This is a genomic window from Massilia sp. CF038 (assembly GCF_900129765.1).
GTDB lineage: Bacteria > Pseudomonadota > Gammaproteobacteria > Burkholderiales > Burkholderiaceae_D > Telluria_A.
Genome location: NZ_FQWU01000001.1, coordinates 2,140,136 through 2,166,718 on the forward strand (window position 1 = coordinate 2,140,136; position 26,583 = coordinate 2,166,718).

Here is a 26,583-nt window from a genome sequence, read left to right on the forward strand (position 1 = left end):
ACAACAATGTCAGATGTTGAGAGCGCGGTTATCGACAGCAAGGGAAGCCTCCCTTACCGCCTCGTAAAGGGTTGGGTGAGCATGGCAAATTCGCGCGATATCCTCCGATGACGCATGGAATTCCAGAGCCATCGCGGCTTCCCCGATCATCTCGGAGGCCGCCGAACTGACGATATGAACCCCTAGCACCATGTCGGACGCCGCGTCTGCGAGGACTTTGACAAAGCCTTCCGTTTCGCCGTGTCCGAGGGCCCGGCCATTCGCGGAGAATGGGAATTGTCCAGATTTAAAGGCGCGGCCCTCGCGTATCAACTCCTGTTCAGTTTTGCCCACCCAGGCCGCTTCCGGATTGGTGTAGATCACGAAAGGAATGGCGCCGTAATTCACGTGCCCAGCCTGTCCCGCAATGATCTCGCACACCATCACCCCTTCCTCACTGGCCTTATGCGCCAGCATCGGTCCGCGCACGACGTCGCCAATTGCGAAAACGTTGGGCAATGCGGTTTTACAACGCTCGTCAACTGGTATGAATCCGCGATCGTCCAGCTGCAGGCCGATGGAATCCAGAGCGAGCCCATCGGTGGATGGGACGCGTCCGATGGCTACGATCACTTTATCGGCCGCCAGGTCGACGCGCGCTCCTGCCCGGTCGCGATAGCTCACCATCGCGCCATCCGGTGTGCGTTCTATCCGTTCGATGGAAATCCCAAGCGCGAATTTCAGTCCCTGGCTGGTCATCGCTTTCAGCATTTCCTTGGCGACGGCCGGATCGGCCGCAGGGAGAAATTCCGCCATGGCATCGATCAAGGTGACTTCGGAACCCAGCCGGCGCCACACGGAGCCGAGCTCGAGGCCGATCACGCCGGCGCCGACGATGCAGAGACGTTTCGGAATTTCGTCAAACTTTAGTGCGCCGACGTTATCGCAGATAACTTCATTGTCGATGACAACAGCCGGGAGCTGGCGCGGCTTTGAGCCACTCGCAATAATAATGTTTTTGGCGTTGATCCTGCTCGTCGCACCGGCACCGGACAACTCCAGGACGTAATCGTCCCCGACTTTGCCGGCGAATTTTGCTTGGGCCTTGAGAAAGTCGACCTTGTTTTTCTTAAACAGATATTCGATACCTTTGGTCATATTTGTGACCACGCCGTCCTTACGGTCGATCATCTTGCCTACATTGACCGCAGGATTTTCAGTCAGGATCCCATGTTCGGCAGCGCGATGGACGATCTGGTCATACAGGTGACTCGACGCCAGCAAAGCTTTGGAGGGAATACAACCCACATTCAAACAGGTTCCGCCAGGACGGGGCTCGCCCCGGGGATCGGCGTATGCGTTCCCCTCGATACACGCTACCGATAACCCCAGTTGACCCGCCCGAATGGCCGCAATGTATCCGCCGGAGCCGGCCCCAATGATCGCAACGTCGTACTCAGTATTTGCCATTCGTCTCTCTCAAAATAACTCAGCAATGGTTAGTGCCTGTATATCATCAGGCGATACCGTAGACCTGTCGTGCAGCAACCGCGAAATGCTTCCTGCGCAAAACGGGGCCGCGGCCGCCTCGTGAAGTCGTCAACAGTTCGACTGCCTGCAACTTCATATTAATAGTTGCCACCATTGCAATGGTAGTGCAATAATTGATCAAACGCCGTACGGTTCAGAAACCCCGTACTGGAAGAGCTGCGCGATGCCTGCCCGTATGGCCCGACAGAATCTGTTGGACCACAGGTGTCACCGCCGTCCTCGCCACACGCTGTGGCGATTCAATCGCGTGACGATGGCAAGGCCGTCAGCCAAGCGTCAATACAAGTGCTAACGTCCACCAGGGCGGGATATGCAGGCGCTGGAACGAGAGCTGGCCGGGTTGCTCGGTTTTTGCACCAGGTCCGGGTGTTTGTACATCATGCATGCCGCTCCGAGACCTTCCCATGACGGAGCAATCGCAGGCCGTTGAACACCACGATCAGGCTGGCTCCCATGTCGGCGAAGACGGCCATCCACATGGTAGCGTACCCCGTAAAAGTCAGCACCAGGAAGATCGCCTTGATGCCCAGGGCCAGGACGATGTTCTGTGTCAGGATGCGCGCTGTCGCGCGCGACAGCCGGATGAAAGCGGGTATCTTGCGAAGGTCATCATCCATCAGTGCGACGTCGGCTGTTTCAATCGCGGTGTCGGTCCCTGCGGCGCCCATGGCGAACCCGATGTCGGCGCGTGCCAAGGCGGGCGAATCGTTGATGCCATCGCCAACCATGCCGACTTGCCCTTCGTCGCTGACCAGCGATTCGACAACGCTGAGCTTATCTTCCGGAAGCTGATTCCCGCGCGCCTCGTCGATGCCGACTTGCTTCGCGATTGCATCGGCGGTGTGGGGATTGTCTCCGGTCAGCATCAGCGTGCGCACGCCAAGCGCATGGAGATCCGCAATTGCCTGGCGGCTGGACTCCTTGACCGTGTCGGCGACGGCAAATACGCCAAGGACCTTGTCCTTCGAAGCCAGCATGACTGCGGTCTTTCCTTGCCGTTCCAGTTGCTCCAGCTCGGCGCTCAACTCCGGGGTGGCAAGCCCCAGCTCCGAGATCAGACGATGATTGCCCAGAAATAGCCCTTGTTCGGCGACCTTGCCGCTGACACCGCGGCCAGGAATGGCCGCGAAATCAGCGACGTCCTGGAGTGCGATCTGTGATGCGCCGGCGGCGCGCGCAATCGCTTGCGACACCGGGTGATCGGAGCGCGACGCCAGGCTGGCGGCCAGCGATTGAACGACGCCTGCATCGCCATCGAGATGCTTGAAGTCCGTCTGTTCCGGCTTGCCGTGGGTGATAGTGCCTGTCTTGTCGAGCGCCAGCGTGGTCAGTTTGCGGCCGCCTTCCAGGTAGACGCCGCCTTTGATCAATATTCCCCTGCGGGCCGCTGCGGCCAGGCCGCTGACGATGGTCACTGGCGTCGATATTACCAATGCGCACGGACAGGCGATGACGAGCAGTACCAGCGCCTTGTATAGCCAGTCCATCCAGCTTGCCCCCATCGCCAGGGGCGGCACCACGGCCATCAGAACCGCGACGACGAAAACGGCCGGGCTGTAAATGCGCGCGAACTGGTCTACAAAGCGCTGCGTGGGCGCCCGGCTGCCCTGAGCCGATTCGACCGCGTGGATAATGCGGGCCAGCGTCGAATTGCTTGCCAGGGCAGTCACCCGGTATTCGAAGGATCCGGACTCATTGATGGTGCCGGCAAAGACGGTGTCGCCAACGGTCTTTTCCACAGGCAGGCTCTCACCTGTGATCGGGGCCTGGTTGATCGCCGATTGCCCGGCCATGATGACGCCGTCGAGGCCAATGCGTTCGCCCGGTTTTACCCGCACCAGCGCCTCAAGGGGGACGTCCCTGGCGGGGATATCGGCCCATTGTCCGTCGCTCTGGCGCACCGTCGCCTTCTCGGGAGCCAGTCCCATCAGTCCGCGGATGGCGTTGCGTGCGCGATCAAGCGATTTGGCTTCGATGATTTCGGCGAGGGCAAACAGGAACATGACCATCGCAGCTTCCGGCCAGTGGCCGATTACCATGGCGCCCGTGACGGCAATGGTCATCAGTGCATTCATGTTCAAGTTGAGGTTCTTTAGGGCAATCCATCCCTTCTTGTAGGTCGGCAAACCGCCGCTCGCGATCGATATCAGTGCCAGCAGGACAACCGCCCAATGGTTGCCATCGTTAATCCAGTAGACGAGCTCGGCCAACGTTGCGGCGGCGCCGGAGGCCGCGACAATCCACCAGTTGGTTTGCGTGGCGGGCAGCACTTCGTCCGCCCCCGCGCTTCCACTGGTTTCAACCTCCGCGTTCAGGCCAAGATTGGTGAGGGCTGCGCGAATGGCGGGAAGCGCGTCGGGCGAATGGCGCACAGTCAATGTGCGCTGCATTAGGTTGAACTGGAGAGCGGCTACGCCGTGCATGCCGCCGATCTTGTTGCGGATGAGACTTTCCTCCGTAGGGCAGTCCATCTTCGCGATACGCAGCACGGACGTGCGCTCATTCCCGGCGGCCATGCGGCGCGCATTCATGCCGATCGCCGATAACGCGGCCTCGATCGGGGCGTCGGAAGGAAGAGAGTGCTGTACCGCAAGCGTTCGCTGGATCAGGTTGAAATCGAGACTGTTGACACCCGCGACCTTGCCCAGCTTGTCCCGGATCAGTGCTTCCTCGGTCGGACAATCCATGTTGTCGATATGGTAGATCGAGGTCGGCACGGACGCCGCCACCGCGCTCCGCGCTGACTGCGGCGCGCTGCAGCCGCAGTCCGTCGGTTCGGGTTTGTTCATTTGTTGCTCCTTGTTTCGTTTAATCCAGACATTACACACCCTATAGTTACTAGAGAGTCAAGCGTGCACGCCAGGCGCGGCGCCGATGCGTCTAACGAGCCTTTTTTAGTACCATATCTGCAACACAATGACGGCGAAAGTACCCTGCATGCCAGATGGCGCGCCCGAACTGGACGTGGCCGCCCACAGGCGCTGCGCTAGCCGAATTGGGCAGCGCTGGCGATGTCGTTCGTAAAGATCTATCCTCGTCATCGAATCTCCAAACAAACAGGGATATTCGGCGGGAGGTTTCAACAGCGCCCAGGTCAAAGCGCTTGAGAAATTGTCTCCCGCCGGCGCAGCTGGCGGAAATCCAATTGGGGCGGGTCGGACCGTCGGAGACGTGTGATCGATAGAGGAATGCGGCGAGGGCTCGGGGCCGGACCTAAGCATGAAGCGGATCTTCCCAGGGCCCGTCGTCGGGCTTCGAAAGCCCGGCCAGGATGGGGCAATCTTTACGCACAACGCCGACACCGCATTGACGGCGCAGGTTGTTCATATAGATTTCCAGCATCCTCAGCTGTTCAATCCGCGTTTTCACCCGCTCGATTTGCGCATCGAGCAGTCCGTTGATGTCGGCACAGCTTTCCTGTGGTTGCGCGCGAAACTGCAGCAGCCGCTCGATATCGACCAGCGGGATGTCCAGCGAACGGCATTGCCGAATGAAGTGCAGCGTTTCGAGATGCTGCGCGCTGTACGAACGATAGTTGTTCCCGGTGCGCGCCGGAGCCGGCAGCAGGCCAGCGCTCTCGTAGAAACGCACAGTGACGACATCGCAACCGGCCAATTTCGCAAGCTCACCAATTCTCATAGGGCACACCACATTTCCACGTCCGGGCAGTATCAAGTGGCTATAGTAACTTGAGGGTTTTGGAGTTGCAAGCGCTAAACCTAAGTTATAATCATTCTCATTTGGCGTCCATGCCACGACCATTTCAGGGTAATGTCGTATGAAATTCCTCCACTTCGCCGCGCTCGCCATCGCGTTTTGTCTGTCGTCCATGCCGATACATAGCGATGCCGCCGACCTTGCCGACCAGGCCAAGGCAAAGCAGATTTGGCAACTGCTCGATTACCTGGCCGTCGACTATGGCAAAGCCGTCAAGGGTGGCGTGGTCGTCAGCCAGGATGAATACGCGGAAATGGGGGAATTTGCAGCGGCGGCGGAACGCCAACTGGCGGAACTGCCGACCACGGCCGCTCTGGCTGGCCTGCAGAAGGAGGCGACCGGATTGCGCCAATCCATCGCGACCAAGGCGGAGCCGGCGCTCGTGGGCGAACAGGCGCGGCGCATGGCGAACGCGTTGCTCGCCGCCTATCCCGTCCCGATGGCGCCGGCCAAGTCGCCGGACCTGCTACGCGGCGCGCGGCTCTATCACAACCAATGCGCATCCTGCCATGGCGCGACCGGCCGCGCCGACGGCGTGCTCGCCTCGAAGCTGAGTCCGCCTCCAATCGCGTTTTCCGACCGCGAGCGTGCCCAGCACCGCAGCGTCTTCGCCCTGCAGCAGATCGTCGCCAACGGCGTGGACGGCACCGCCATGCCGGCCTTTGCGACGCTGACGGACGACGACCGCTGGGCATTGGCGTTCTTCGCCTCTACCCTGTCTTATTCCGACGCGGAGCGCAAATCGGGCGCTGCGCTGTGGGCGTCCGACCCGGCGGTTCGCCGCGCCGTGCCCAATTTGTCCGCACTGAGCCAGACGTCCGAAGCGGCGCTCTCAGCGCACCTGTCCAAGGAAAATGCGAGCCAGGTGTTGGCTTTCCTGCGCAGCTTTCCGGAAAAACTCGATGCGGCAAGCGCCGACACGCTCGCGCTTGCGAAGGAGCGCTTGGCCGACAGCCTCGCGGCATTGCGGCGTGGCGACGCCGCGCAGGCGACGCGCCTTGCGCTGTCGTCCTATCTGGATGGATTCGAGCCGGTCGAGCCTGCGCTAGCCGCAAAAAACAAGGCGCTTTTCGAAGCAATCGAAAAGTCGATGGGCGCCTATCGCGGCGCCATTTCCGCCGGAAACAAGGACCTGGCGGAGCAAATTGCGCCCCGCCTGCAGGGTATGCTGTCGGACGCCCAAGTGGCGCTTGGCGGCTCGGCCGATCCGTGGGCAACTTTTCTGGGAGCATTGACGATCCTGCTGCGCGAAGGGCTGGAAGCTCTGCTGGTCGTCGTCGCCATGATGTCCTTTCTCAAGAAGGCGGAGCGCACTGATGTGCTGCCCTACGTGCATGCGGGATGGGTCGCTGCACTTGCCTCAGGCGGGTTGACTTGGGCGGCTGCCACCTATCTTGTGGATCTGAGCGGCGCCAGTCGCGAAATGACGGAGGGCTTCTCGGCAGTCTTCGCCGCCGTCGTCTTGCTGTGCGTCGGCATCTGGATGCACCAGAAGAGCCTGGCGGGACGCTGGCAGTCGTATGTCAAACAGAAGCTCGCTTCCGCATTGAACAGAAAATCGGCGATGGTGCTGTTCCTGCTCTCGTTCGTCACGGTGTACCGCGAAGTCTTCGAGACGGTGTTGTTCTACGCGGCGCTCTGGACGCCGGGCAATGGCATGTATCTGCTGGCCGGACTGGCCTGCGGCGTCGTGGTGCTCGGTGCAATCGCCGTCGTGCTGTTGCGTTCTGCGGCACGGCTGCCCATCAGCCAGTTTTTTGCCTTCAGCTCGGCCATGGTGGCCGTGCTGGCAGTGGTACTCATGGGTAAAGGCGTGGCAGCATTCCAGAAGGTGGGCGTGCTCGACATTACGCCGATCGCATTACCACGCATCGATTTGTTGGGCATCTACCCATCCATGCAAACGATTCTGGCGCAGCTCGTCATCATCGTGATCATCATCGCCAGCGTCGCCTATAACGTTCGTTCGCAGCGGGCAGCAGCGGCGATCTAGGCGATTCAATTGTCGGGTTTGGACACCTTTCCCGCCATTTGGTAAGGTCACCCAAGCTCACAGTTCCTGCTGACACGGCATGCTGGCCACGCTAGTCATCTTTTGCCCCAGGCATAGTAGATGAGTAGCGCAACAAGGACCGCCCAAACGATCGCCGACGTCGTGTTGATCCGCTGGTCATACGAGATTCCAAACAGGCTGAATTGAACGCCGGCAGCCGCCAATGCGCCATGAGTGAGTGCCTGATTGGCGGCAACCCCGGTAAAGAATTTTGCGAATTCTTTCATTATCTGGTTCCTTGCTTTAGGTTTAAGGTAGGCCGCCGCGATCGTCAAGCCGATCAGCCGGGGCGATGCGATGCCTTGCAAAAGGGTCTGCGCCTTCGACATAGCGCAGCGCCGACTGGACGTTTTTCCAGCCTACGTATTCCATCAGCGTTTTCACATCCCATCCGTTCGACGTTGCCCAGTTCGCGAAGCCGCGGCGCAGAGAGTGACCGCTGTATTGTAGCGGGGACGCGATGCCGGCATCGGCGAACACCGAACGCAACAGCGGCACAAGACTGTTGATATGCAATCCAGCCTCGCTCACGTGGCCCCATCGATCGATGGCGCGAAAGACGGCGCCGTCGCGCAGCTCGGCAAGATCGACCCACGCGGTGTAAGCGCTGACCGGGCATAGGCGGGCCAGCGCGGGCGCCTTGAAACTCGTTCCACCGTATTGGCGGTCCCCTTTGGTTCGCGCCAAAAAACAGGTCATCCCTTCACTTGGCGCGATCTCCACATGTTCGACGCGCAGCCGGGTCAGTTCGTCGCCGCGAAAGCCGCGCCAGAAGCCGAGCAGCAGCAGCGCTTTGTCGCGGGTATGGCGAAGGCGGGATGGCCGGTCGCCGGCGTCGGCTGCCGTGCAGATCGCGCGGTCCAGCCATTGCGACACTTGTTCGAGCTGTTCGAGTTGCAGCGGCCGCGCCTGCTTTTCCCTGGCGGGATGCAGTGCCTGGATGCCGCGAAAAACCTTGCGCACCACCGGCGCCTTGGTCGGATCGGGAAACCCCTGGTCGATGTGCCATTGCGCCAGCGCTGCGAGACGCTGGCGCAGCGTGTTGATAGCAAGAGAATCGGCGTGGTCGACCAGATAGCGTGCGACCGCGTCCGCTGTCGCGGGCAAAAAGCCGCCCCATTCGACTTCGAAGTGGTGGACGGCAGCCTGATAGCTGCGCCGGGTATTCTCCCGGGTGGCGGCGTGCAAATAGACGTCGATCTTGCTCATTGTCGGAGGCACTTTGCTGGTACAGGCTGGAAATGCCCAATAATACGCTTTTTGTCGCGTTACACGGGATAATCTTAGATTATCCAGGATGCCTTTTCTTGAGTTGGTACTTTATTTCGCTTAATATTGATACATAATTACGTGGTATGTAATCCATTACGCTATTTCGTGGAGCCCTTATGGCGCGCACCGGCTTGTATCAATCGGAAGTGAAGAAGGCGCGCGACGCGCTGATCGCACAGGGCAAGCATCCGTCGGTCGACGCGGTGCGTGTCGCATTGGGGAACACGGGGTCGAAGACTACGATCCACAAATATTTGAAGGAGTTGGAGGAAGTGGACGGCGGGGCCGGCCGCAAAACCTCAGTCAGCGAGGCGCTGCAGGATCTGGTTGCGCGCCTGGCCGCCCGGCTTCACGAGGAAGGCGACGCTCGCGTGGAGGCGATCGAGGCACGCAGCGCGGAGGCCGCGCGGCTCCACGGCGAGGCGCTGGCGGCCTTGCAAAGAGATTTCGATGCGACGGTGGGAGAGCGTGACCGGCTGGCCGCGGCTGCGCATCAGGAAGCGGCGGCGCACGAGCTCACGCGCAGGGCATTGCAAGCCGAAACCATCGCGCGGCATACGGCCGAGGAACAGGTGGCCGGGCTAAAGGCCCGCCTTGATGAAAACGACGCCCACCTCATATCGCTGGAAGAGAAGCACAAGCATGCTCGCGAGGCGCTGGAGCACTACCGACAGTCCACGAAGGAGCAGCGCGACCAGGACCAGCGTCGGCACGAGCAGCAAATACAGCAGCTGCAGGCCGAAATCCGGCAGTTGCAGCAGGCCCTGGTAGTCAAGCAGGACGACGTGACGCGCCTGAACCAGGAAGGCGCGCGTCTGGTGGCCGATCTGTCGCATGCCAGGCAGGGTTTGTATGATCAACAATTGCAGGTCCGGGAGCTTGCATCTCAACTGGCAGCATCGCAGGAACTCGCCCAGCAGGCCGGCGTACTAGCAAGCCAGGTGGCCAGCAAGGATGAGCATTTGGCGGCGCTCCGGGTGCAGCTGGAATCGGCGACTGGCAATGCCGAAACGCTGTCCGCGCGGGTCCGAGAGCTCGAACTGGCACTAGCGACTTCGCAGGCTACACTGGCATCGCAGCAGGAGATCGCGGCAGCGCTGCGTGCCCATCTGACCAGCAGGAAGAACAAGGGCCAGATGGGCCCCGTCGATTCCGCATCGTGATTCCAGGTCTGCAATCGAAAGAACTGATCGGACATTTCCCCACCATGAACGTCACTAGCGAGCGCTGCACGGTGGGTTGCCTTTCTAAGTATAAGGATGCGACGAAATGCGAACAGCGGCCGATGAACTAACAGAAAAGAGACAGTATGAATCTAGCACCACTCGACGAAGCCCTGATGGCAATGTCTGCCTTGCATGATAGCTTGGAGCCGAACGATAACGGGCAACAGGACGCAATCGTTCCTGCGGCCGCATTACGCGACTTCGTAGACACTCATGCTAGGCTACTCTTTGAACGCAAGCAGAGTTTGGGCCATCCGAGCGCAACGGACTTGCGCAGCGCCTTGCAAGCAATGGTCAGTGCGCAGCATGCAGGACCGATAACTGATGAAATGCACGCTGCCTGGAGAAATGCTGGGCAGCTTTTGAATCGCTTTAAGGAGCAAAATCATGAGTGAACGGGCGGTGGTGGAAGCCGAATCAACGTTTGATGCCGAGAATCGCACTGAGGCGGCTTTTCTCGATTTTCAGAAAGCGGTACATGTTGCAAGACCAGACCTGACTTTTACGTTCGACCGAGGACCAAGCTTCCAGGCGAAGTGGACGTTCCCTGGTGCTCGGTTCGGTGGATCGGCAATGTGGCTCAGCGGGACGCGGGACTTGGGCTGGGGAATGGCTCAAGTCGATATTGATGCATGGCGAACCTACGAAGCGAGTTGCGGTAGAGAGCCACGCTGGACATAAAGCTTTTCGCATCTTATTTCTATTACAGAACAAAGACTTAATTCAACTTTGGCGCAATAAACACGAATCCCGGCCGCACCTCTGTATGGGTACGGCGGCTTCGAGCTCACAATGCGTCCCTCATACAGCGGCGTTCTGGCCAAGGGCTGGCTGGAGCAGGGCGGGGTGTATGTACTGGCCAATATCCGAGGCGGGGGCGAATTCGGGCCGCGCTGGCACAACGCTGCCTTGAAGGAGCATCGGCAGGTGTCGTACTCGGACTTTATCCGCGTGGCCGAGGATCTGGTCGCGCGCAAACTGACCACGCCGCGCCATCTGGGCATCATGGGCGGCAGCTTGGGTGGCATGCTGGTGTCGGTAGCGATGTTGCAGCGGCCAGACCTGTACAACGCGGTGGTCAGCCAGGTTCCGCTGACGGACATGCGGCGCTATCACAAGATGCTGGCCGGAGCCTCGTGGATCGATGAGTATGGTGATCCGGACGTGCCGGCCCAGTGGGAATACATTCGCAAGTATTCGCCATATCACAACGTCGAGGCAGGAAAACACTACCCGGATATCCTGTACACCAGTTCGACCCGCGACGACCGCGTGCATCCCGCCCATGCGCGCAAGATGGTGGCCCGCATGCGCGAGCAGGGGCATTCGGTGCTGTACTGGGAAAATACGGACGGCGGGCATGGCGGCGCCGTGAACAACGATCAGCAGGCGCAGTTGCTTGGCATGGTCTACGCCTTCCTGTGGGATCGGCTCGGACCGGAGCAAAAACGTCACACGGCCAGCCATTAGCAGCGGCGCTGAAAGTGCACGGTGAAATCCCAATATTTTCACCGTGCATTTCTCTACAGCCTTTGATCCGGACGTGGGAGAATGTTGATGTCATTTTCCCCACAAACGCAAAGGCGATCATGTTTAAGAAATTTGCAGCAGATGCACTCGGTATGAGCGATATCGGCGTCATTGTCGAACCGGCCGACTATAACAAGGTCGATGCGGACGACTATCTGTTCAACGAAGACGGCGAAAAAATCTTCTTCCTCATCAAGAGCAAGAAGGATGAATACTGCTTCACCAATCTGGCGCTGATTCACGTGGATGGTGATTCCGCCATGTCTTCAAAGCGGTCGATCAAGCGCTACGACTATTCGACCAACCAGATCTCCAGGGTGACCATCGAGACAGCCGGCACGCTGGATATGGACATCGAACTCAAGTTCGACGTGCAAGGCACCGTGTTTTCAATCGACGTCAAAAAGAATTTCATCGAACAGCTCAAGGATATCTACAAAGCCTTGATCACGATTGGGAAGCAGCAGCAACGCGACGCGGCGTGCCGCGAGAATGCCATGCGCACGCTTGATGCCACCGCTTCGGTGCATAAACTGAATGTAGCGCCAGGCGAGGGTGGATTGGTCAGCAGTTATAACTCGTTACTCGAGGCTTTAAACAGCGCGATGTTTGAAACGCATACAAAGCGCGACTTCAACGACGTGTTCACGAAGTACATTCATAACTAAGGTTTGCCTTTTGGGGAAAGTCCGACTCATACGGAAGTACGGAGACGGATTTTCTCGCACGTTTCAAATTCATCCGATGAAGCGGCAGCGCACCTATCTGCGCACGGATATAGCGACGCGCTTAGGCTGTCGGCGACATTTTTATACCTCTCTATTGACTGTAGTTTCCTTAGCCTGCATTAAGTAAACTGGAATTGTCAGCGGCTTTGCTGTTCCATGGACCGGCATTTTGGGTCAAATTTCAAAGTCGCCAGCACAATCCGACCCTTTGGGCTTGATTTTGAACATTCACCTTGCAATCAGAAAAACACTAGCAAGGTGCTGCCATAGCCGGGAACATCAACTAATAGTGGCCGATGTCCGGAATTCAATTTCTAGGGGTTGAAATCGCTGGAAAATCTCCTGGTAGCATAGTGGTGTCTTCTGCAGGACACACCTTGGGGAGTTCCAACGCATCTGCACTTCAAAAGAGTTCGGCGGGGAGCGCAAAATGGGAATGAGGAAAGTCAGGCGGGAAGCGTTCTTGGCGGCCCATCCATATTGTATTTTTTGTGGAGGAGAGGTCAAAACCGAAACCGTTGAGCACTGTCCACCTCGAGCGATGTTTCAGGATCGCGCATGGCCCGAAGGATTCGAGTTCCCGGCGTGTGAAAATTGCAATCACGGCAGCGCGGATGATGACTTACTTGTGACGCTACTGGCGAGGACCGATCCTTTCACCGAGGCAGGGGACAGGGATGGACGCATGACGGAAATTATTCGGTCGGTTAATCAGAAATTTCCCGATCTCATCGGCAAGATGATGCCAACCGCCATCGAGGCCCGTGCGATGAATCGACGCCTCGGCATTGCACCCGCCACCGGCCAAACCAACCAGGAAGCGGGCCCTGTACGTGTCACCGATGAAATGCACCGAGCAGTCCGCGTTTTTGCCGGGAAGCTGACAAAGGCCATTTTCTACATGCACACTGGGCAGGTCTTTCCCACGGACGGGCGGATAGGTCTTAATTGGTTCACGAATGCAGCTCTCATCACCAATGCCGGCCGATATCCGGTTTTCGACGTACTGCAGGGACTGGATGGCTTAGCTCCTGCGTTGGTGCGGTCCAAGTCGCTTCTGAACGACCAGTTTGAGTACAAGCTGAGCATTTCTCACGAATCCGACCTGCTAGCTCTGCAGGCTAGGTTCGGCCAGGGCTTCGGATTTGCGGTATTCGCCTGCACAGCAGGTGACAGGCTCGATGCGCTCTTCGCGAACCTTGAGGTGCGAACCGGAAGGCGCAATCCGTTCGCGCTGATCTGAATCACCCTTAAGGGCCGCAATCGCGGTAACAGTCCAGCCGCCTGGTCCATTCCAACCGGCGCGAAGGAGCCACATTCCTGAAGAGGCACTTTTAATTCAGAAGGAGTGGCATTTCTACTTCAACCGACGCGCTATGAGGGAATTACGGCTCACATCTCCCATTCGCATTTTACATAATATAAATTATGCGAAATTTGGCTGTAGTGAGCAGTGTAGGGTTAGACGGACAACTCTACGTACAAACTGGACAGTAAATACAAGCCCCCCGCATAATACTTCGCTGCCGATTGCATCAGATTACCTCTTCAGAAAGAAAACAATACCGTGAAATCGATGACGCAAATTTGGAACCTCCCAGCCTTGGCACTTGTTTCTGCCACCGTTCTTACCGCATGCGGCTCTGGCGCGGGCGAAACCAGGCAGCCGACCCAGGCTTTGTCGGCCACGTCGACGTCGCCTAGTGCGCCCACCACAAACACACCGCAACCAGACACGCTCCCGCCGCCGCCCGATAACGTTGTTCTGCCGCCGCTGGACGAACCACCACCGAATTCTGTTTCCTTACCGGCCGTGCCAGTACCCGCCAACCCGGCGCCGCCGCTCGCTGCGGGCTGCACCTATCCGGCAGCCGTTCAAAGCGATTTCGCCGCTCGCGACAAGCTTCCGCAGTTCATACCGCAAAACGCCTATGGCAGCTGGGGCCCGTGGCCTGCGCGTTATGCCGTACCGGCGATTCCTGCAAACTGCGAATCAATCCAATGGCGGCGTGAACGCGTGCTTGCGGTCGCTAAGAAATACATTGGCCTCGGTTATCGCCATCACCACGTGCCTGGTTATGACGGCGGCGACGGCAAGGGTCTCGATTGCTCCAACTTTACTGCCTGGGTGTACAACTACGGGCTGGGCGTCAGCATGAATAGCGCAATCGGCACGCAGGCCGAGACCGCAGGCCGCCGCTTGAGTGGCGATGAGCCTCTGCGTGCTGGCGATCTGCTGTTTATCAAGTCAGCCGATGGCACTGCCATTGCCCACGTCGTTATCTATATCGATCAGCTCAATATCATTGATTCGACGGGCCCAGGCGTACAGATTCGTCCCTTCAAAGGCTGGTATGCGTCGCGCTTCTCGCATGCGCGGCGCGTGATCGAATAATCAGCACGCCAATAAAAAATCCGCTTCGTTTGAAGCGGTTTTTTTGTTTTCGCCAATCCTTACGATGCGGCTATGGCGCGTGCCAGGTGCAGTTTTTTGTAGCTGTCGATCAAACGATGGTGACGGTCCAGACCTTCCAGTTTCATGCTCGTTGGCGTCAAACCATGGAATCGCACACTGCCGTCTACAGAACCGAGCACCGCGTCCATCCGGGCGTTGCCGTACATGCGGCGGAAATTGGCAACGTAATCGTCCAGCTCCAGTTCGTCGTCCAGCAGCACTTCCAGCACGACGTTCACTGCCTGATAGAACAGACGGCGCTCGACGGTGTTGTCGTTGTACTGCAGGAAGGCTTCCACCAGCTCCTGCGCCGGTTCGAGTTGTTCCAGTGCCAGGTGAATCAGCAGTTTCAATTCCTGGATCGTGAGCTGGCCCCAGTCAGTGTTTTCGTCGAACTCGATACCGATCAAGGTGGCGATATCGGTGTAGTCATCCAGTTCGCTGTCTTCCAGGCGCTCGAGTAAGGCTTCCAGCTGGGCGTCATCCAGGCTGTGCAGGTTCAGAATATCGGCGCGGAATGCCAGGGCGACGTTGGTGTTATCCCAGATCAGGTCTTCAACCGGATAGATTTCCGAATAGCCTGGCACCAGAATCCGGCACGCAGTGGCGCCAAAATGGTCAAATACGGCGGTGTACGCTTCCTTGCCCATGGTTTCAAGGATGCCAAACAATGTGGCAGCTTCTTCGGCATTCGAATTTTCGCCATGACCGGAGAAATCCCAATCCACAAACGGGAAATCGGCTTTGGCGCTGAAGAAGCGCCACGACACCACACCGCTGGAATCGATGAAGTGCTCGACAAAGTTGTTTGGCTCGGTGACGGCATTGCTGGCAAACGTCGGCCGTGGCAAGTCGTTCAAGCCTTCAAAGCTGCGGCCCTGGAGCAATTCGGTCAGGCTGCGCTCCAGCGCAACCTCCAGGCTTGGATGGGCGCCGAACGAGGCAAATACGCCGCCGGTTCGCGGGTTCATCAAGGTCACGCACATGACCGGGTAGATTCCGCCCAGCGAAGCATCTTTGACCAGGACCGGGAAACCCTGTTCTTCCAAGCCCTTGATGCCGGCCACAATGCCAGGGAAACGGTTGATGACTTCTTGCGGCACATCCGGCAAGGCGATTTCACCCTCGATAATTTCGCGTTTAACCGCCCTCTCGAATATCTCGGACAGGCATTGCACCTGGGCTTCGGCCAAGGTGTTCCCGGCACTCATGCCATTGCTGACGTAGAGGTTTTCGATTAGATTCGATGGGAAGTACACTTCCTGACCGTCGGACTTGCGTACATACGGCAGCGCGCAGATGCCGCGCTCGACATTGCCTGAATTGGTGTCGATCAGGTGCGAGGCGCGCAGTTCTCCGTCCGGGTTGTAAATCGCCAGGCAGTATGGATCAAGAATCCCGGCCGGCAGCGCGTCCTTTTTGCCTGCCTTGAACCAGCGCTCGTTCGGGTAATGCACAAACGCGGCATTGGCGATGTCTTCACCCCAGTACACGCCAGCGTAAAAGTGATTGCAGTTAAGCCGTTCCAGGTATTCGCCCAGGGCCGATGCCAACGCGCTTTCCTTGGTTGCCCCTTTGCCATTCGTGAAGCACATCGGCGAATGCGCATCGCGGATGTGCAGCGACCAAACGTTCGGCACGATATTGCGCCAGGATGCGATTTCGATCTTGATGCCCAGGTTGGCCAGAATGCCCGACATATTGGCAATGGTTTGCTCAAGCGGCAGATCCTTGCCCGGAATGAAGGTCCGGGTGCCTGCATCGGGATTGAGCACCAGTAAGGCCTGGGCATCGGCGTCGAGATTCTCGACTTCTTCGATCACGAAATCTGGGCCTTCCTGCACCACTTTTTTCACGGTGCAGCGGTCAATCGAACGCAAAATACCCTGACGGTCCTTGTCGGAAATGTCGGCTGGCAGTTCGACCTGAATCTTGAAAATCTGCTTGTAGCGGTTCTCGGGATCGACGATATTATTTTGCGACAGACGGATATGCTCGGTCGGGATATTGCGCGTGTCGCAGTACAGTTTCACGAAATACGCGGCGCACAGGGCTGACGAGGCCAGGAAGTAGTCAAACGGGCCGGGTGCCGAGCCATCACCCTTGTAGCGGATGGGCTGGTCGGCAATAACGGTGAAATCATCGAATTTGGCTTCGAGGCGAAGCTTGTCGAGGAAGTTGACTTTAATTTCCATGGGGCGGTGTCCAATAATATGCGCGAAATGATCCAGCCGCTATTATACGGAGCCCCCGCCCCTCCCCGCCGATCGTTTTTAGCCGCCGTGCTCGACGGCATCACGCATGATCACGCGCATCAGGTGCTGCGGCTTCCTTGCCGCAGGCGTGCGCGCCTGGGTCAGGTAGGCGCCAATGCGCGCATCGTCGAAGTCCGCGTCCCCTTCTTTCTTCAGCTTGATGGACAATTGCACGATCTCGGCCAGAATCGCGTCGCTGATCTTGTCCTCCGCGCTACCGCCCTTCCCTGTTGCCAATGAAACTGCCTGGCCCGCACGCACGGCGGCCAGGGGTTCGCGCGCGGGCATCTTCATCAGTTCCCGCACGGCTTCCAGCTTTGCCTTGTACAACTGGGTCAGTTGCATCTTGTTGCCGTCCGTCAGATCCGGGCTGGCAAACAGCTGCTGGGCGCAGGTGACCATCAAACGGTCGGCTTCGTCCAGATGGCGGGCGATCATTTTGGCGCGCGCTTCCTGCCAGGTTTTGTGGAATGGCATGGACGTGTAGTCGCCGCGTGTGGCTTGATGCTCGATCTTGATCAGGCAATAGTCGGCCGCGTTGAAGGCGCGTCTGGCGCCGTCCACCACTTCAAACAGCTGGTCATCCTCGATCACCAAGGCGGCATCGTTCAAGGTGCCTGCATCAGCTGCAATAAATGCGATATGGCCAGGGCTGGGCCGGGCTTGCTGGCCCACCACGTTTTGTTCGGCCAACAGGCACTTGGGCTCCGCGCCGCCCAGCACCTTCATGGCTTCGCCAGTCAGTTTGTCGGCCATACGCAGATAACTTCCCAGTCCACCCACGTCGACGCCATCGAAAATCTTTTCGACTATCGCAAAGACCGACTTGCGCCAGTCCTTGAGCGGGATCTGGCACAGGCTGACGAGCAGGCTCACATCGCCGCCAGCGTAGGGCGTTGGCCCGACGATCAATTGATTTTTAAACTTGATGCGCAGTACGCCCGTGATACCGGCCTCAGCCAGTTCCGCGACTTTGGCATTGCTGACCATGATGGGATGCCGGACAGGTGCGCCATTGTAGAGATAGGTGGCCACAAACAAGGCTGCAGGTGCGACTTCCGTCATCCAGCGCCGGTCGTCCGTGAGCCGCATTTCGCACAGGCGCATCTGGAAATAGCCGTCGCCATCGTCATCGGCAATGACTGCCTCGGCGGACGCTGGGAATACCCGGGTCAGATGCTGCGCTGAAGGCCGATGTTTGATGTAGCTTCCGACGTCAAGTTCCAGCAGATCGCGCAGGCCATTCCAATTCATTCACTTCTCCTGTTGATTCAATTCGGTAATTGGCACTCCATCGATTGCATGAACAGCAAAGGCGCCGTCCAGATCGAGTTGCTCGGGTTGGCCTGATGCAGCTTCGCCTTGGCGCGCATGTGCGCATATTCCAAAAATCCCCGCTGCGCCGACGGCGCCGGCAAATCCTGGAACAGCTCGGCATAAAACGCTTCCGAGAACGATCTTGCCACGTCATCTGGAATTGGCCAGGCATAACCTGCCACCGCCGGAATATTCCGCTCCAACAATTTCATGACGAAGCGCGGATGGGCGCTCAGGCAACTGTTCAGGAATACAAACTGCGCCATATTGGCTGCACGGCCGAACTGGTCTACGCTAAGGATATCGCCTGGATCTGGCCCCATGACCAGGTAACCTTCGCCATCACGCGCAAAATCGGAGTGCCCAGTGTAGTGTATCAGCTGCCAGCCACCCTGCTCCAGCGCCTGCAGCACCAGCTGACCGAAGCCGCCGTCAGGGTGGTCGCTGTGGCGCAGGACTTCAACGGTGGCAAGACCGAATTTTTCGCTGTTCTGAGTCAGATAGCCTTTGATCCAGTCAACTTCGTCGCCGGCATGCGAGAGTGCCGGGTAGCGGCTCACGCGGCCGCCACTGGGCGCGGCAAATTCGTCGGTACAACCCTGGATCACCAGGCAACGCACACCGTTCTCCCGGCTGGCGCGATCCTTGTACAAGGGCAGCCGGTCGCTGCGCGAGCAGAACCGGCGGAAGATTGGACTGCGCAGCATCCAAAGGTCTTCCTTTTGTTTGCTGCCGCGCACTGGCCGCGCCATGGTTTCCACCAAGAGATGGCTGGTGCGGTCGTCCACCTGAAAACGGAAACGCAGCGCTTCAATCTGGTCCCAGCCCGAACTGCGGGTGCAGATTTGCTCTCCTAAACCCTCGCAGCGCGCGCTATCTTCCAGGATGCAGCGGTAAATGTCCCGTCCCAGCCGACGTATCAGTTCCCCAGCCAGGCCTTGCGAATCCGCCCGGGTGGCACCCACCAGTTCCGAGTGGAACAGCAAGGTGTCCAGATCGTCTGGAGGAATCGAAATGATGCCACCCTCTTCCTTTCCCTCCCCGTTTTTGCCGTGCAAATGCCAGCATGAACCCGTGCCTGTCCCAGTGAGAGTAATGTCGACGTCGAGAATATGGTGGCGGCCCTGCTTGGCATTCACTTCGCCCTTGACCAATTCCCGTATGGCGGCGGGCAAGGCGCGTGCCACATCCATGATGGGCAACAGGCGCGCATTGGGCATGCCCTCGAGTGCCTCGAAGCAGCGCGCGCTGGGCTGCGCTGCCAAAAAGATGCATGGCGGCAGAGTGCCATCGGGGAAATTTCGCCGCAAATACTCGATCGAGATCGGGGCGCTGCGATCCATGTCGATGGGTGTGTGCTTATCCAACGGCACATTGCAGCGGCAAATGATCAAGGCAAATCCCGCCGTACCATGGCGGCGCAGCGCTGCGCTGGCGTCTTCCAGATGCTGCGCAAACAAGTAGTCGCCGGACAATTCTTTTACGGCGAAACCGCCAAACAAGGCGCCGAATTCGGCGTCATCATAAATGACTAGGGTTCGCATGGGCGTGCTCCCGGTTCCGCAAATTGTGGAAACTCGATCTCCATCCGGCATTGCTGTTCGAAGTCGCAGCGGTAAGCGCCGCCATACTTTTGCGCAATGCGCTCAATGACGCTATTACCCAGCAACAGATCGCTGATGGACTTGCGCCGCCAGCGGTCCATGGCGTCGGGTTCGTCGTCCAGTGCCAGTGCGGGCACCCAGTCCCCTTCCACCACGAAGCGTGCAATGCCATCGGCTTGCTCCAGGTGGATATCGAGCATCTTGGACAAGGGCCGCGACCGAATGCCAAAGGCGATAAATGATTCGATGCAGAATTGCAGGTCGTCAAACAGCACGGCCACCGGCACGCTCTTCGAAGGCAGCGAGGGATTGAGGCATTCGACCATGTTGCGCGGCAGCTCAGACAGCGTGACGAACACCGCCTGGCGCATATCGGCATAGGGCCGGCTGACAATGCGGTGTTCAGCTGCCGACAAACGCATCAAACGCTCCAGGGGCAAATCGGCACGGGCCAGCTGACGCGTGACTTTTTCGATGGCTTCGCGTGTTTCGGGGTTTTCCTGAACCGACAATTGCAGCCAGGTCGCGGCGAGTGCCAGCGGGACCCGTCCTTCCATCGCGGCCTGGCGGAACACCACTTTCAGTTCATTGAGCCGCTGCACCTCTTTTTGCGTCGTCAGATCCGTGACGACATAGACCAGTCCGCCAAGTTGCTGCGGCATTGGCGTCACCTCGATCGACACGCTGAGCTGGCGTCCATCGTCGCGGCGCAACACCAGCTCGGTGGCGCTGGCGCGTAGTTTGTAGCGCCAGACTTCACGCTCTTGCTTGTCGTTGATGAACTCGAAGACTGTGCGTCCCACCAATTCTTCCTGCACCACGCCAAGCAGGCGGCTTGCCGCCGGATTGGTGGAGCGGATTTCCCCATCCAGATCGGTCTCGAACACGGCATCGGAGATGGCGTTCAACACCGCATTTTGCATGCCAATCATGGCAGAACGGGCCAATACGCCGCCGGCCTCGCTGACGAGGATTTTCAGCAGGTCGATTTCTTCGGTGGCGAAGGCATTGCTCAGACGTGATTCCGCGTTCAACACCCATTGCAAGCCGTTGGCGGAAATGGCGATGGCGACTTCCGACCCTTGCGTGGCACTCTGCTTGGTGGACGGAAACACACCGCCGCTGCGCGTGTTCTCGACGATCACCGGCTTGCCGCTGCGCGCGGCCAGGGACATGACCCCACCGCGTGACGGCTGTTCTGCCAGCACCGTGTCATCCAGCCAGTTGAGAACGCAAGGCTCAGGCAAGCGTGGCATGGCGGGATGGGAAGCCTGGCAAATCAGGCGCAATTGCTGGCCTTCCGCCTGAAACACCGAAACGTGGTCCCAGCCATAGTTGCTTTGCAAACGGCGCACCAGAGTGTCGGCCACCTTCAGCACATCGTCTGAATGCTTGCTCACTTGCCGTATCAGTTTGAGCGCGCTTTGATGCCGCTTGCGCTGCTCCCGGTTCAATGCGGCAACAACTGCTTCCGCGATCGGCAACGCCATCAACAACGCCAGGGTGGTTTCGTCGTAACGGCCATCCACGCGGGAGTCGAGCGCAACAAACCCGATGATACGGTTACCGCGCGTGATCGGCAGACTCAGAATCTGTTTGACACCGGATTCAAAAAAGGCGCGGCAGGTCGCATCACGCTCGATCAGATCCTGGTAGTGCGGCTCGGCCCGCATGGTTTCGACCACCAGCACATCCGGCACATACTGGTCCAGCGTTTCCAGGATAAACGTCGGCATTGGCCACCAGCGGAAGGGATATTTGGTGGCGGCCTGCGGATCCGTGGAATACACGGTGCGCAAGTGCTGGCGGCTTTGGCTGACCGCAGTGACGCGAAACTCGTCGAAATCAAATACGGTGCGCAATTGTTCGACCACGCGGGCAAACAGCGCTTCGTTTGTTCGGCTCAGCTCGATCGCCTGATGAATGCCGGCGCGCGCGTTTTCAATACGCATGTCGCGCAGTAGAACCAGTGAACCAGTCACTTCGCCACTGGGTCGCGCGTCCGGCACCGCATGCACGCAGACCGGGATGGCACTGGCGTCCGGACCGTCATGGGGGCGCCGGAATGCGGTCTGGTACACGGCCGACTTGCCATCGAGCCGCTCCGCCAATTGCTGCTTGATGAAGCGAAGCTGCTCAGCGTCGGGAAACAGGAGCGCGAGATCGACGTGCTCGCCGTCATGTACACCAAGCAGATCGAGGCCGGTCTGGTTGGCGTACGTCATGACGCCACTGCGGTCAAAGCGGGCAACGGCAGTACCGACCTGGCGGAAGGCGTCGGGCTTGTGGGTGAAATCTGGAACCATGCAACTCTCCTTGCGCGGGCAATCAGGAGTGAGAAGAGGGAGAACCAGAGATCAATGTAGTCGAAATTGGCGGAGCTAAATACGTGAAAAGTAACATTGTCGAAGTGACTAGCGAGCTTGTGACTTTCGCACTGGGCCGGCGCGGCAAACGTCCCTTCTTTCAAGTGCTTCGATCCTATGACACAGCGGTCAAGGGACCTACGGTGTGGTTTTTCCGCTCGCCACTAGCTTGCTTTTTTTGCCGCCCGCTTGCGCGCAGGCTTGACGTTCAGGGCCGCCGCAGCCTGAATCAACGCCTTGAACGCGGCTGGATCGAGGCGCTCGCCTTCGTGGAGATCAATCGCGCGGCGCGCATTGCCGTCCAGGCTGGCATTGAACAAGCCGGCAGGATCGCTGACGGCAGCGCCTTTCAGAAACGTTAATTTGACGGCCGCCTTATAGGTCTCGCCTGTGCAAATGATGCCGTTGCTGGACCACACCGGCGTGCCCATCCATTTAACTTCTTCCACCACCTCGGGCAGCGCATCGTGAATCAGCTTGCGCACTTCGCTCAGAGCGGCGCCGCGCCAGTCGCCAAGGCGCGCGATTTTTTGGTCGATGAACGCGCCCGGCGGCATGCTATCGGCGAGGTCGGCCACGGTCATGTTGTGCTCTCCTGGTCTGCGTATTGATTGAAATATAACGCTGTCCGGAATGGTGCGTCAAAGGGAATGTGCACCAAAAGGTGTCACGTTCGCATCAACGAAATCCACGAGTGTTGTTAGTTGATCGTGCAAATACATACGGATACATCTGCAGGCTTTTAGTTGCCGTTCATAAACAGTAGAATGGTATCAACTGTGAAATGTTCCTCAGCACAGTGTGACCATAAGCGACGGAGAAAAGATGACCGCAGTAAGTAAATTCAGCAAAGCTGTACTTGCATGTATGTTCCTCGTCATGGCCTCCGGCCAGACCATTGCGGCAGTCGATGCCGGCGGAGTCAAGTACGAAGACACGATGGCCTTGGGGGGCAAGGAATTAGTGCTCAACGGCGCTGGTGTGCGGAACAAGTTCGTCGTCAAGGTGTACGCCGCCGGCCTGTATTTGGCGGAAGCGCAAAGCACCGTCGATGGGGTGCTGAAGGTGGACGGTCCGCGCCGCATGCGGCTGGTCATGCTGCGTGACATTTCCGCCGAAGATCTGGGCAGCGCGTTCATGGTGGCACTGAGCCAGAACACGAGCGAACAGGACATGGCGAAGATCGTCACCCACGTCAGCAAGTACGGCGAGATGTTCGGCCAGGTCAGCTTCTTGCGTCGCGGCGACATCATCGATACCGACTGGATTCCAGGTGTGGGTAACCAGTGCTACGTCAACGGCAAGAAAGTCGGCCCGAACATTCCTGACCCGCTGTTCTATAACTCGGTCCTGCGTATCTGGCTCGGTGACAAGCCTGTCGATCCTGCACTGAAGGCCAAGCTGCTGGCCCCAGCCAAGAAATAATTGCTGTCTTACAGGGATGGCCATGCCATCCCTGCCGGCCCGCCCTCAATGCAGGGCGGTGACCGCATACCCTTTTTCGGCAATCTGCTCGCTCAGATGCTCGATATCGTAGTCCTCGATTTTTTCCGCGTCGTCATCGACTTCAAACGCCCTCGCCTCCACTTCCCAATCCGTATTGGTCGCTTCGTTGGGGATATTGCGGCTTTCAGGCACAGCAAGGTAAGAGAACTTGCCATCGTGTTCGGCACGGCGATAGATATCAAGGCGCATGATGATTCCTGGGTCAAGGTGGACTGCTTAATGTAAAGCACGGCAAGCCGTGCGTCTGTTAAATGCCCAACACTGACATTGCTGGACAAATCCCGCCTGCGTTGCTCGAACTAAAAATAAATTGTTACATTCCGCGTATTTCTTCTAAGACAGGACTAATATTATTCTCATCAGTAAAACTTTTGGGAGGCGGACATGTTCATCTCTTCGATGTTTGGCAAACTCAAATTGTGGCAAACCTTCACTGCCTTGAGCCTGCTGGGCTTGCTACTGGCAAGCATTCCCACCTATTTATACACCAAAGAAGCGGGCAAGGCCCTTGAAGCCTATACCGGCGAGCAAAATGGTGTCCCCGCCGTGACTGCGGTCTTGAAGGCTGTTCAGCTCACCCAGCAACACCGCGCCTTGTCCGCACTGGCACTGAGCGGCGTTCCCGAGGCCGATGCCAAACGCGCCGCAGTACAGGCGCAAGTCGATGGCGCATTCGACCAGGTCGACCAGGTCGTCCAGCAAAGCGGCAGCGCGGCATTGGCCGAAGTCTGGTCTGCACCGCGGCGCGAGTGGGCCACGCTGCGCGCTGCCGTGGCGGGCAAACAGGCCAGCGTGCCCGACAGTTACGCCGCCCATGTGCAACTTTTGGCCAAGATGCTAAAGGTCAATGAATTAATCGGCGATGAATACGGTTTGAGTCTGGATCCGGACAAAGACACCTACCAGCTGATTCAAGCCATCTATTACCAGTTGCCAGCGCTAACCGAAGACTTGGGGCAACTGCGGGCCAAGGGCGCAGGCTTGCTTGCAAAGAAAATGGCCGCCCCCGACGAGCGGCTCGCTGTCTCGGGCAACATTGCCCGAATCAATGAACGGATGGCGCAAACCGGCAACGCTTTCAGCAAGGCGGCCCGTGATAACGCTGTGATCGCCGGCCGGCTCGGGCCGTTGATGGCGGAAGCAAACAATCAGGCGCGGCAACTGGCAGAAACGGCCCAAAGCGCCATCGTCCCGCCCGCCGAGCTGACTGGCGAGCCGAGCCAGTACGTGGAGCAAGCCACGCGCGCCATTGACGCCCAATTCGCCCTGATCGACGCCACCCGGGTCGAACTCAGCGGCATGTTGGCCGATAAGATTGCAGCTTTCCACAAAACGCGCTGGACCATGCTCGGCTCCATGCTGGCGCTGGTTGGGCTGGGCGCCGGGCTGACGTGGATGATTTCGCATGCAGTCACCGCGCGCCTGAACAATGCGGTGGCGGTTGCCCAAGCTGTCGCCCGGGGCAACCTGGTGCAGGATTTTGATGTCGGCGCCGACAATGAAGTGGGCCAGATGCTGCGCGCACTCAAGGAAATGAATGACAGCCTGCGTGCCATCGTCAGCGACGTCCGTGCCAGCGTGCACACCATGAGCGCGGCAACGCGCGACATTGCCAGCGGCAATGCGGACGTCTCGCAGCGGCTTGAGTCGCAAGCATCCAATCTTGAAGAGACAGCCTCGTCCATGGAAGAACTGACCTCGACCGTACGTCAGAACGCGGACAACGCGCGCCAGGCCAATGCCCTGGTGATCGGCGCCGCAACGGCGGCCACCAAAGGCGGCAGCGTGGTATCACAGGTGGTGCAGACCATGGGCGACATCAACGATGGCTCGCGCAAGATTGTTGACATCATTGGCGTGATCGACGGCATCGCCTTCCAGACCAACATCCTTGCCCTCAATGCCGCAGTGGAAGCAGCGCGCGCTGGCGAACAGGGACGCGGTTTCGCCGTCGTGGCAACGGAAGTGCGCAATCTGGCGCAGCGCTCCGGCGCTGCGGCCCGGGAAATCAAGGACTTAATCACCAGCAGCGTGGAAAAAGTCGAGGCTGGAAACCAGCTTGCCGATCAGGCCGGTCTTGCGATGGAAGAGATTCAGAGCAGCGTGCGCCGGATCACGGCCATCATGTCGGAGATTGCGGTCGCGTCCGCCGAGCAGGGGGAAGGCATTGAGCAGATCAATCAGGCCGTCACTCAGATGGACGATATGACACAGCAAAATGCTGCCCTGGTAGAGCAAACGGCGGCGGCATCAAGCAGCCTGGAAGAACAAGCGGGCGCGCTGGTGAAGGCGATGAGCATCTTTACTCTCGGCGACGAGGCGCACGCACTTGCGGCCGGGCCCGTCATGGTGGCGGCGGCACGGCCACCGCGCCAGCGCCCCATGCTGCGGCAAGTCATCCGGAATTAACGTCCGGGATTGCTGCCCAGGATGCGCGCCGGCAGCATCACAATGGCGCGCAGCAGTTCGAACACGGCCTCAACGCCGACACCGAGCAAGCGAAACGGCAGCAGGATCAGCCACACCAGGGGATACAGGACCAGGGCCAGCAAGGCCAATGGCCAGCACAGGAACAGCACCAGCAGCCAAATCAGGAAAGTCAGCATTGCACACTCCGTTACGGGAAACAATCGGATGTGCAGACTGTAAGGAAGCAGCGGCGTTGACGCCAGCGGCATGCGATGGGCGGCATGCTGGGGGCGATCAAGCCGAAAAAAACGGGGATGAATGGTGCGGCTTGCGCTGCCTTACTGACCGACGCAGATGATCTTGGTGGTGTATTCGTGCGCGTTGGGTTTCTTGCCGGTGGCCCAGTTGATGGCTTCCTGGGCTTCCGCCACGGTCATGACCGTGGCTTTTTCCTTGTTCTTGATAAAGGAAACACCTTCGAATTTGCCCTCTTTGCTGCGCATGACTTTGGCAAACACGGGCGGTTTGGTGTCGCCATCGCTGATTTTGTTTTGCTGGACGAGGTAACGCTGATCGATCGATTCCATGGGGCGAACTTAAATAAGGTGAGGAAAC

At 58.6% G+C, this 26,583-nt stretch carries 22 protein-coding genes; 9 read left to right on the plus strand and 13 right to left on the minus strand.

Annotated features, from left to right (window positions below; genetic code table 11):
• Positions 1 to 9 precede the first annotated feature (9 nt).
• The 3 genes from lpdA to BUC24_RS09695 form a co-directional block, all read right to left on the minus strand.
• A complete protein-coding gene (gene lpdA, locus BUC24_RS09685; protein WP_073214323.1) occupies positions 10 to 1,449 on the minus strand; it encodes a dihydrolipoyl dehydrogenase in 1,440 nt (479 codons plus the stop codon).
• 458 nt (positions 1,450 to 1,907) lie between these two features.
• Positions 1,908 to 4,319 carry a heavy metal translocating P-type ATPase gene (locus tag BUC24_RS09690; protein ID WP_073214326.1) on the minus strand — a complete coding sequence of 804 codons (2,412 nt, stop codon included), beginning with the start codon at positions 4,317 to 4,319 and terminating at the stop codon, positions 1,908 to 1,910.
• Positions 4,320 to 4,743: 424 nt separating this feature from the next.
• Positions 4,744 to 5,169 (minus strand): Cd(II)/Pb(II)-responsive transcriptional regulator, encoded by a 426-nt coding sequence (locus tag BUC24_RS09695; protein WP_073214328.1) that lies wholly within the window; start codon positions 5,167 to 5,169, stop codon positions 4,744 to 4,746.
• A 190-nt stretch (positions 5,170 to 5,359) separates the two neighbouring features.
• Between BUC24_RS09695 and BUC24_RS09700 the strand changes: the two genes are divergently transcribed.
• Complete coding sequence (locus BUC24_RS09700; RefSeq protein ID WP_373887971.1) at positions 5,360 to 7,240, plus strand: FTR1 family protein; 1,881 nt, start codon at positions 5,360 to 5,362, stop codon at positions 7,238 to 7,240.
• A 95-nt stretch (positions 7,241 to 7,335) separates the two neighbouring features.
• Here BUC24_RS09700 and BUC24_RS09705 read toward each other — a convergent pair whose 3' ends face one another.
• Both BUC24_RS09705 and BUC24_RS09710 read right to left on the minus strand, forming a co-directional pair.
• The gene (locus tag BUC24_RS09705) at positions 7,336 to 7,527 is read right to left on the minus strand and encodes a hypothetical protein (RefSeq protein ID WP_073214334.1); all 192 of its coding nucleotides are present in this window, start codon (positions 7,525 to 7,527) and stop codon (positions 7,336 to 7,338) included.
• 22 nt (positions 7,528 to 7,549) lie between these two features.
• Complete coding sequence (locus BUC24_RS09710; RefSeq protein WP_073214336.1) at positions 7,550 to 8,509, minus strand: site-specific integrase; 960 nt, start codon at positions 8,507 to 8,509, stop codon at positions 7,550 to 7,552.
• Positions 8,510 to 8,688: 179 nt separating this feature from the next.
• On the opposite strand from BUC24_RS09710, the gene BUC24_RS09715 reads away from it, so the two are divergent.
• From BUC24_RS09715 to BUC24_RS09740, 6 genes are all read left to right on the plus strand, one after another.
• The gene (locus BUC24_RS09715) at positions 8,689 to 9,735 is read left to right on the plus strand and encodes a DNA-binding protein (RefSeq protein ID WP_073214339.1); all 1,047 of its coding nucleotides are present in this window, start codon (positions 8,689 to 8,691) and stop codon (positions 9,733 to 9,735) included.
• A gap of 146 nt (positions 9,736 to 9,881) precedes the next feature.
• Positions 9,882 to 10,193 (plus strand): hypothetical protein, encoded by a 312-nt coding sequence (locus BUC24_RS09720; RefSeq protein WP_073214342.1) that lies wholly within the window; start codon positions 9,882 to 9,884, stop codon positions 10,191 to 10,193.
• Positions 10,194 to 10,590: 397 nt separating this feature from the next.
• On the plus strand, positions 10,591 to 11,268 hold the full coding sequence (locus tag BUC24_RS09725; protein WP_073214345.1) for a prolyl oligopeptidase family serine peptidase: 678 nt from the start codon (positions 10,591 to 10,593) through the stop codon (positions 11,266 to 11,268).
• Between the two features lie 119 nt (positions 11,269 to 11,387).
• A complete protein-coding gene (locus BUC24_RS09730) occupies positions 11,388 to 11,996 on the plus strand; it encodes a PH domain-containing protein (RefSeq protein ID WP_073214347.1) in 609 nt (202 codons plus the stop codon).
• Between the two features lie 745 nt (positions 11,997 to 12,741).
• A complete protein-coding gene (locus tag BUC24_RS09735; protein ID WP_143167448.1) occupies positions 12,742 to 13,299 on the plus strand; it encodes a hypothetical protein in 558 nt (185 codons plus the stop codon).
• Between the two features lie 333 nt (positions 13,300 to 13,632).
• Positions 13,633 to 14,451 carry a C40 family peptidase gene (locus BUC24_RS09740; protein WP_083598802.1) on the plus strand — a complete coding sequence of 273 codons (819 nt, stop codon included), beginning with the start codon at positions 13,633 to 13,635 and terminating at the stop codon, positions 14,449 to 14,451.
• 59 nt (positions 14,452 to 14,510) lie between these two features.
• On the opposite strand, the gene BUC24_RS09745 is transcribed toward BUC24_RS09740, so the two are convergent.
• The 5 genes from BUC24_RS09745 to BUC24_RS09765 form a co-directional block, all read right to left on the minus strand.
• Positions 14,511 to 16,706, minus strand: coding sequence for an OsmC domain/YcaO domain-containing protein (locus BUC24_RS09745; RefSeq protein WP_073214355.1), 2,196 nt, complete (start codon positions 16,704 to 16,706; stop codon positions 14,511 to 14,513).
• Between the two features lie 78 nt (positions 16,707 to 16,784).
• Positions 16,785 to 18,020, minus strand: a complete 1,236-nt coding sequence (locus tag BUC24_RS09750) for a hypothetical protein (RefSeq protein ID WP_073214358.1) — start codon at positions 18,018 to 18,020, stop codon at positions 16,785 to 16,787.
• Between the two features lie 17 nt (positions 18,021 to 18,037).
• The gene (locus tag BUC24_RS09755) at positions 18,038 to 19,627 is read right to left on the minus strand and encodes a CHAT domain-containing protein (RefSeq protein WP_073214361.1); all 1,590 of its coding nucleotides are present in this window, start codon (positions 19,625 to 19,627) and stop codon (positions 18,038 to 18,040) included.
• Positions 19,615 to 21,993, minus strand: a complete 2,379-nt coding sequence (locus BUC24_RS09760; protein WP_073214364.1) for a PAS domain S-box protein — start codon at positions 21,991 to 21,993, stop codon at positions 19,615 to 19,617. The genes BUC24_RS09755 and BUC24_RS09760 overlap by 13 nt, the downstream gene beginning before the upstream one ends.
• A gap of 224 nt (positions 21,994 to 22,217) precedes the next feature.
• On the minus strand, positions 22,218 to 22,637 hold the full coding sequence (locus BUC24_RS09765) for a DUF1801 domain-containing protein (protein WP_073214367.1): 420 nt from the start codon (positions 22,635 to 22,637) through the stop codon (positions 22,218 to 22,220).
• Between the two features lie 241 nt (positions 22,638 to 22,878).
• Here BUC24_RS09765 and BUC24_RS09770 point away from each other — a divergent pair, with 241 nt between their 5' ends.
• Positions 22,879 to 23,478 carry a chalcone isomerase family protein gene (locus BUC24_RS09770; RefSeq protein WP_073214369.1) on the plus strand — a complete coding sequence of 200 codons (600 nt, stop codon included), beginning with the start codon at positions 22,879 to 22,881 and terminating at the stop codon, positions 23,476 to 23,478.
• Between the two features lie 45 nt (positions 23,479 to 23,523).
• Here BUC24_RS09770 and BUC24_RS09775 read toward each other — a convergent pair whose 3' ends face one another.
• A complete protein-coding gene (locus BUC24_RS09775; RefSeq protein WP_073214372.1) occupies positions 23,524 to 23,748 on the minus strand; it encodes a DUF6139 family protein in 225 nt (74 codons plus the stop codon).
• Positions 23,749 to 23,943: 195 nt separating this feature from the next.
• Between BUC24_RS09775 and BUC24_RS27500 the strand changes: the two genes are divergently transcribed.
• Positions 23,944 to 25,968, plus strand: coding sequence for a methyl-accepting chemotaxis protein (locus BUC24_RS27500; RefSeq protein ID WP_073214375.1), 2,025 nt, complete (start codon positions 23,944 to 23,946; stop codon positions 25,966 to 25,968).
• On the opposite strand, the gene BUC24_RS09785 is transcribed toward BUC24_RS27500, so the two are convergent.
• Positions 25,965 to 26,165: a hypothetical protein gene (locus tag BUC24_RS09785; RefSeq protein ID WP_073214377.1), complete on the minus strand. Its 201-nt coding sequence runs from the start codon at positions 26,163 to 26,165 to the stop codon at positions 25,965 to 25,967. The two genes, BUC24_RS27500 and BUC24_RS09785, sit on opposite strands and share 4 nt — an antisense overlap.
• Positions 26,166 to 26,306: 141 nt before the next feature.
• Complete coding sequence (locus BUC24_RS09790) at positions 26,307 to 26,555, minus strand: hypothetical protein (RefSeq protein ID WP_073214380.1); 249 nt, start codon at positions 26,553 to 26,555, stop codon at positions 26,307 to 26,309.
• Positions 26,556 to 26,583 lie beyond the last annotated feature (28 nt).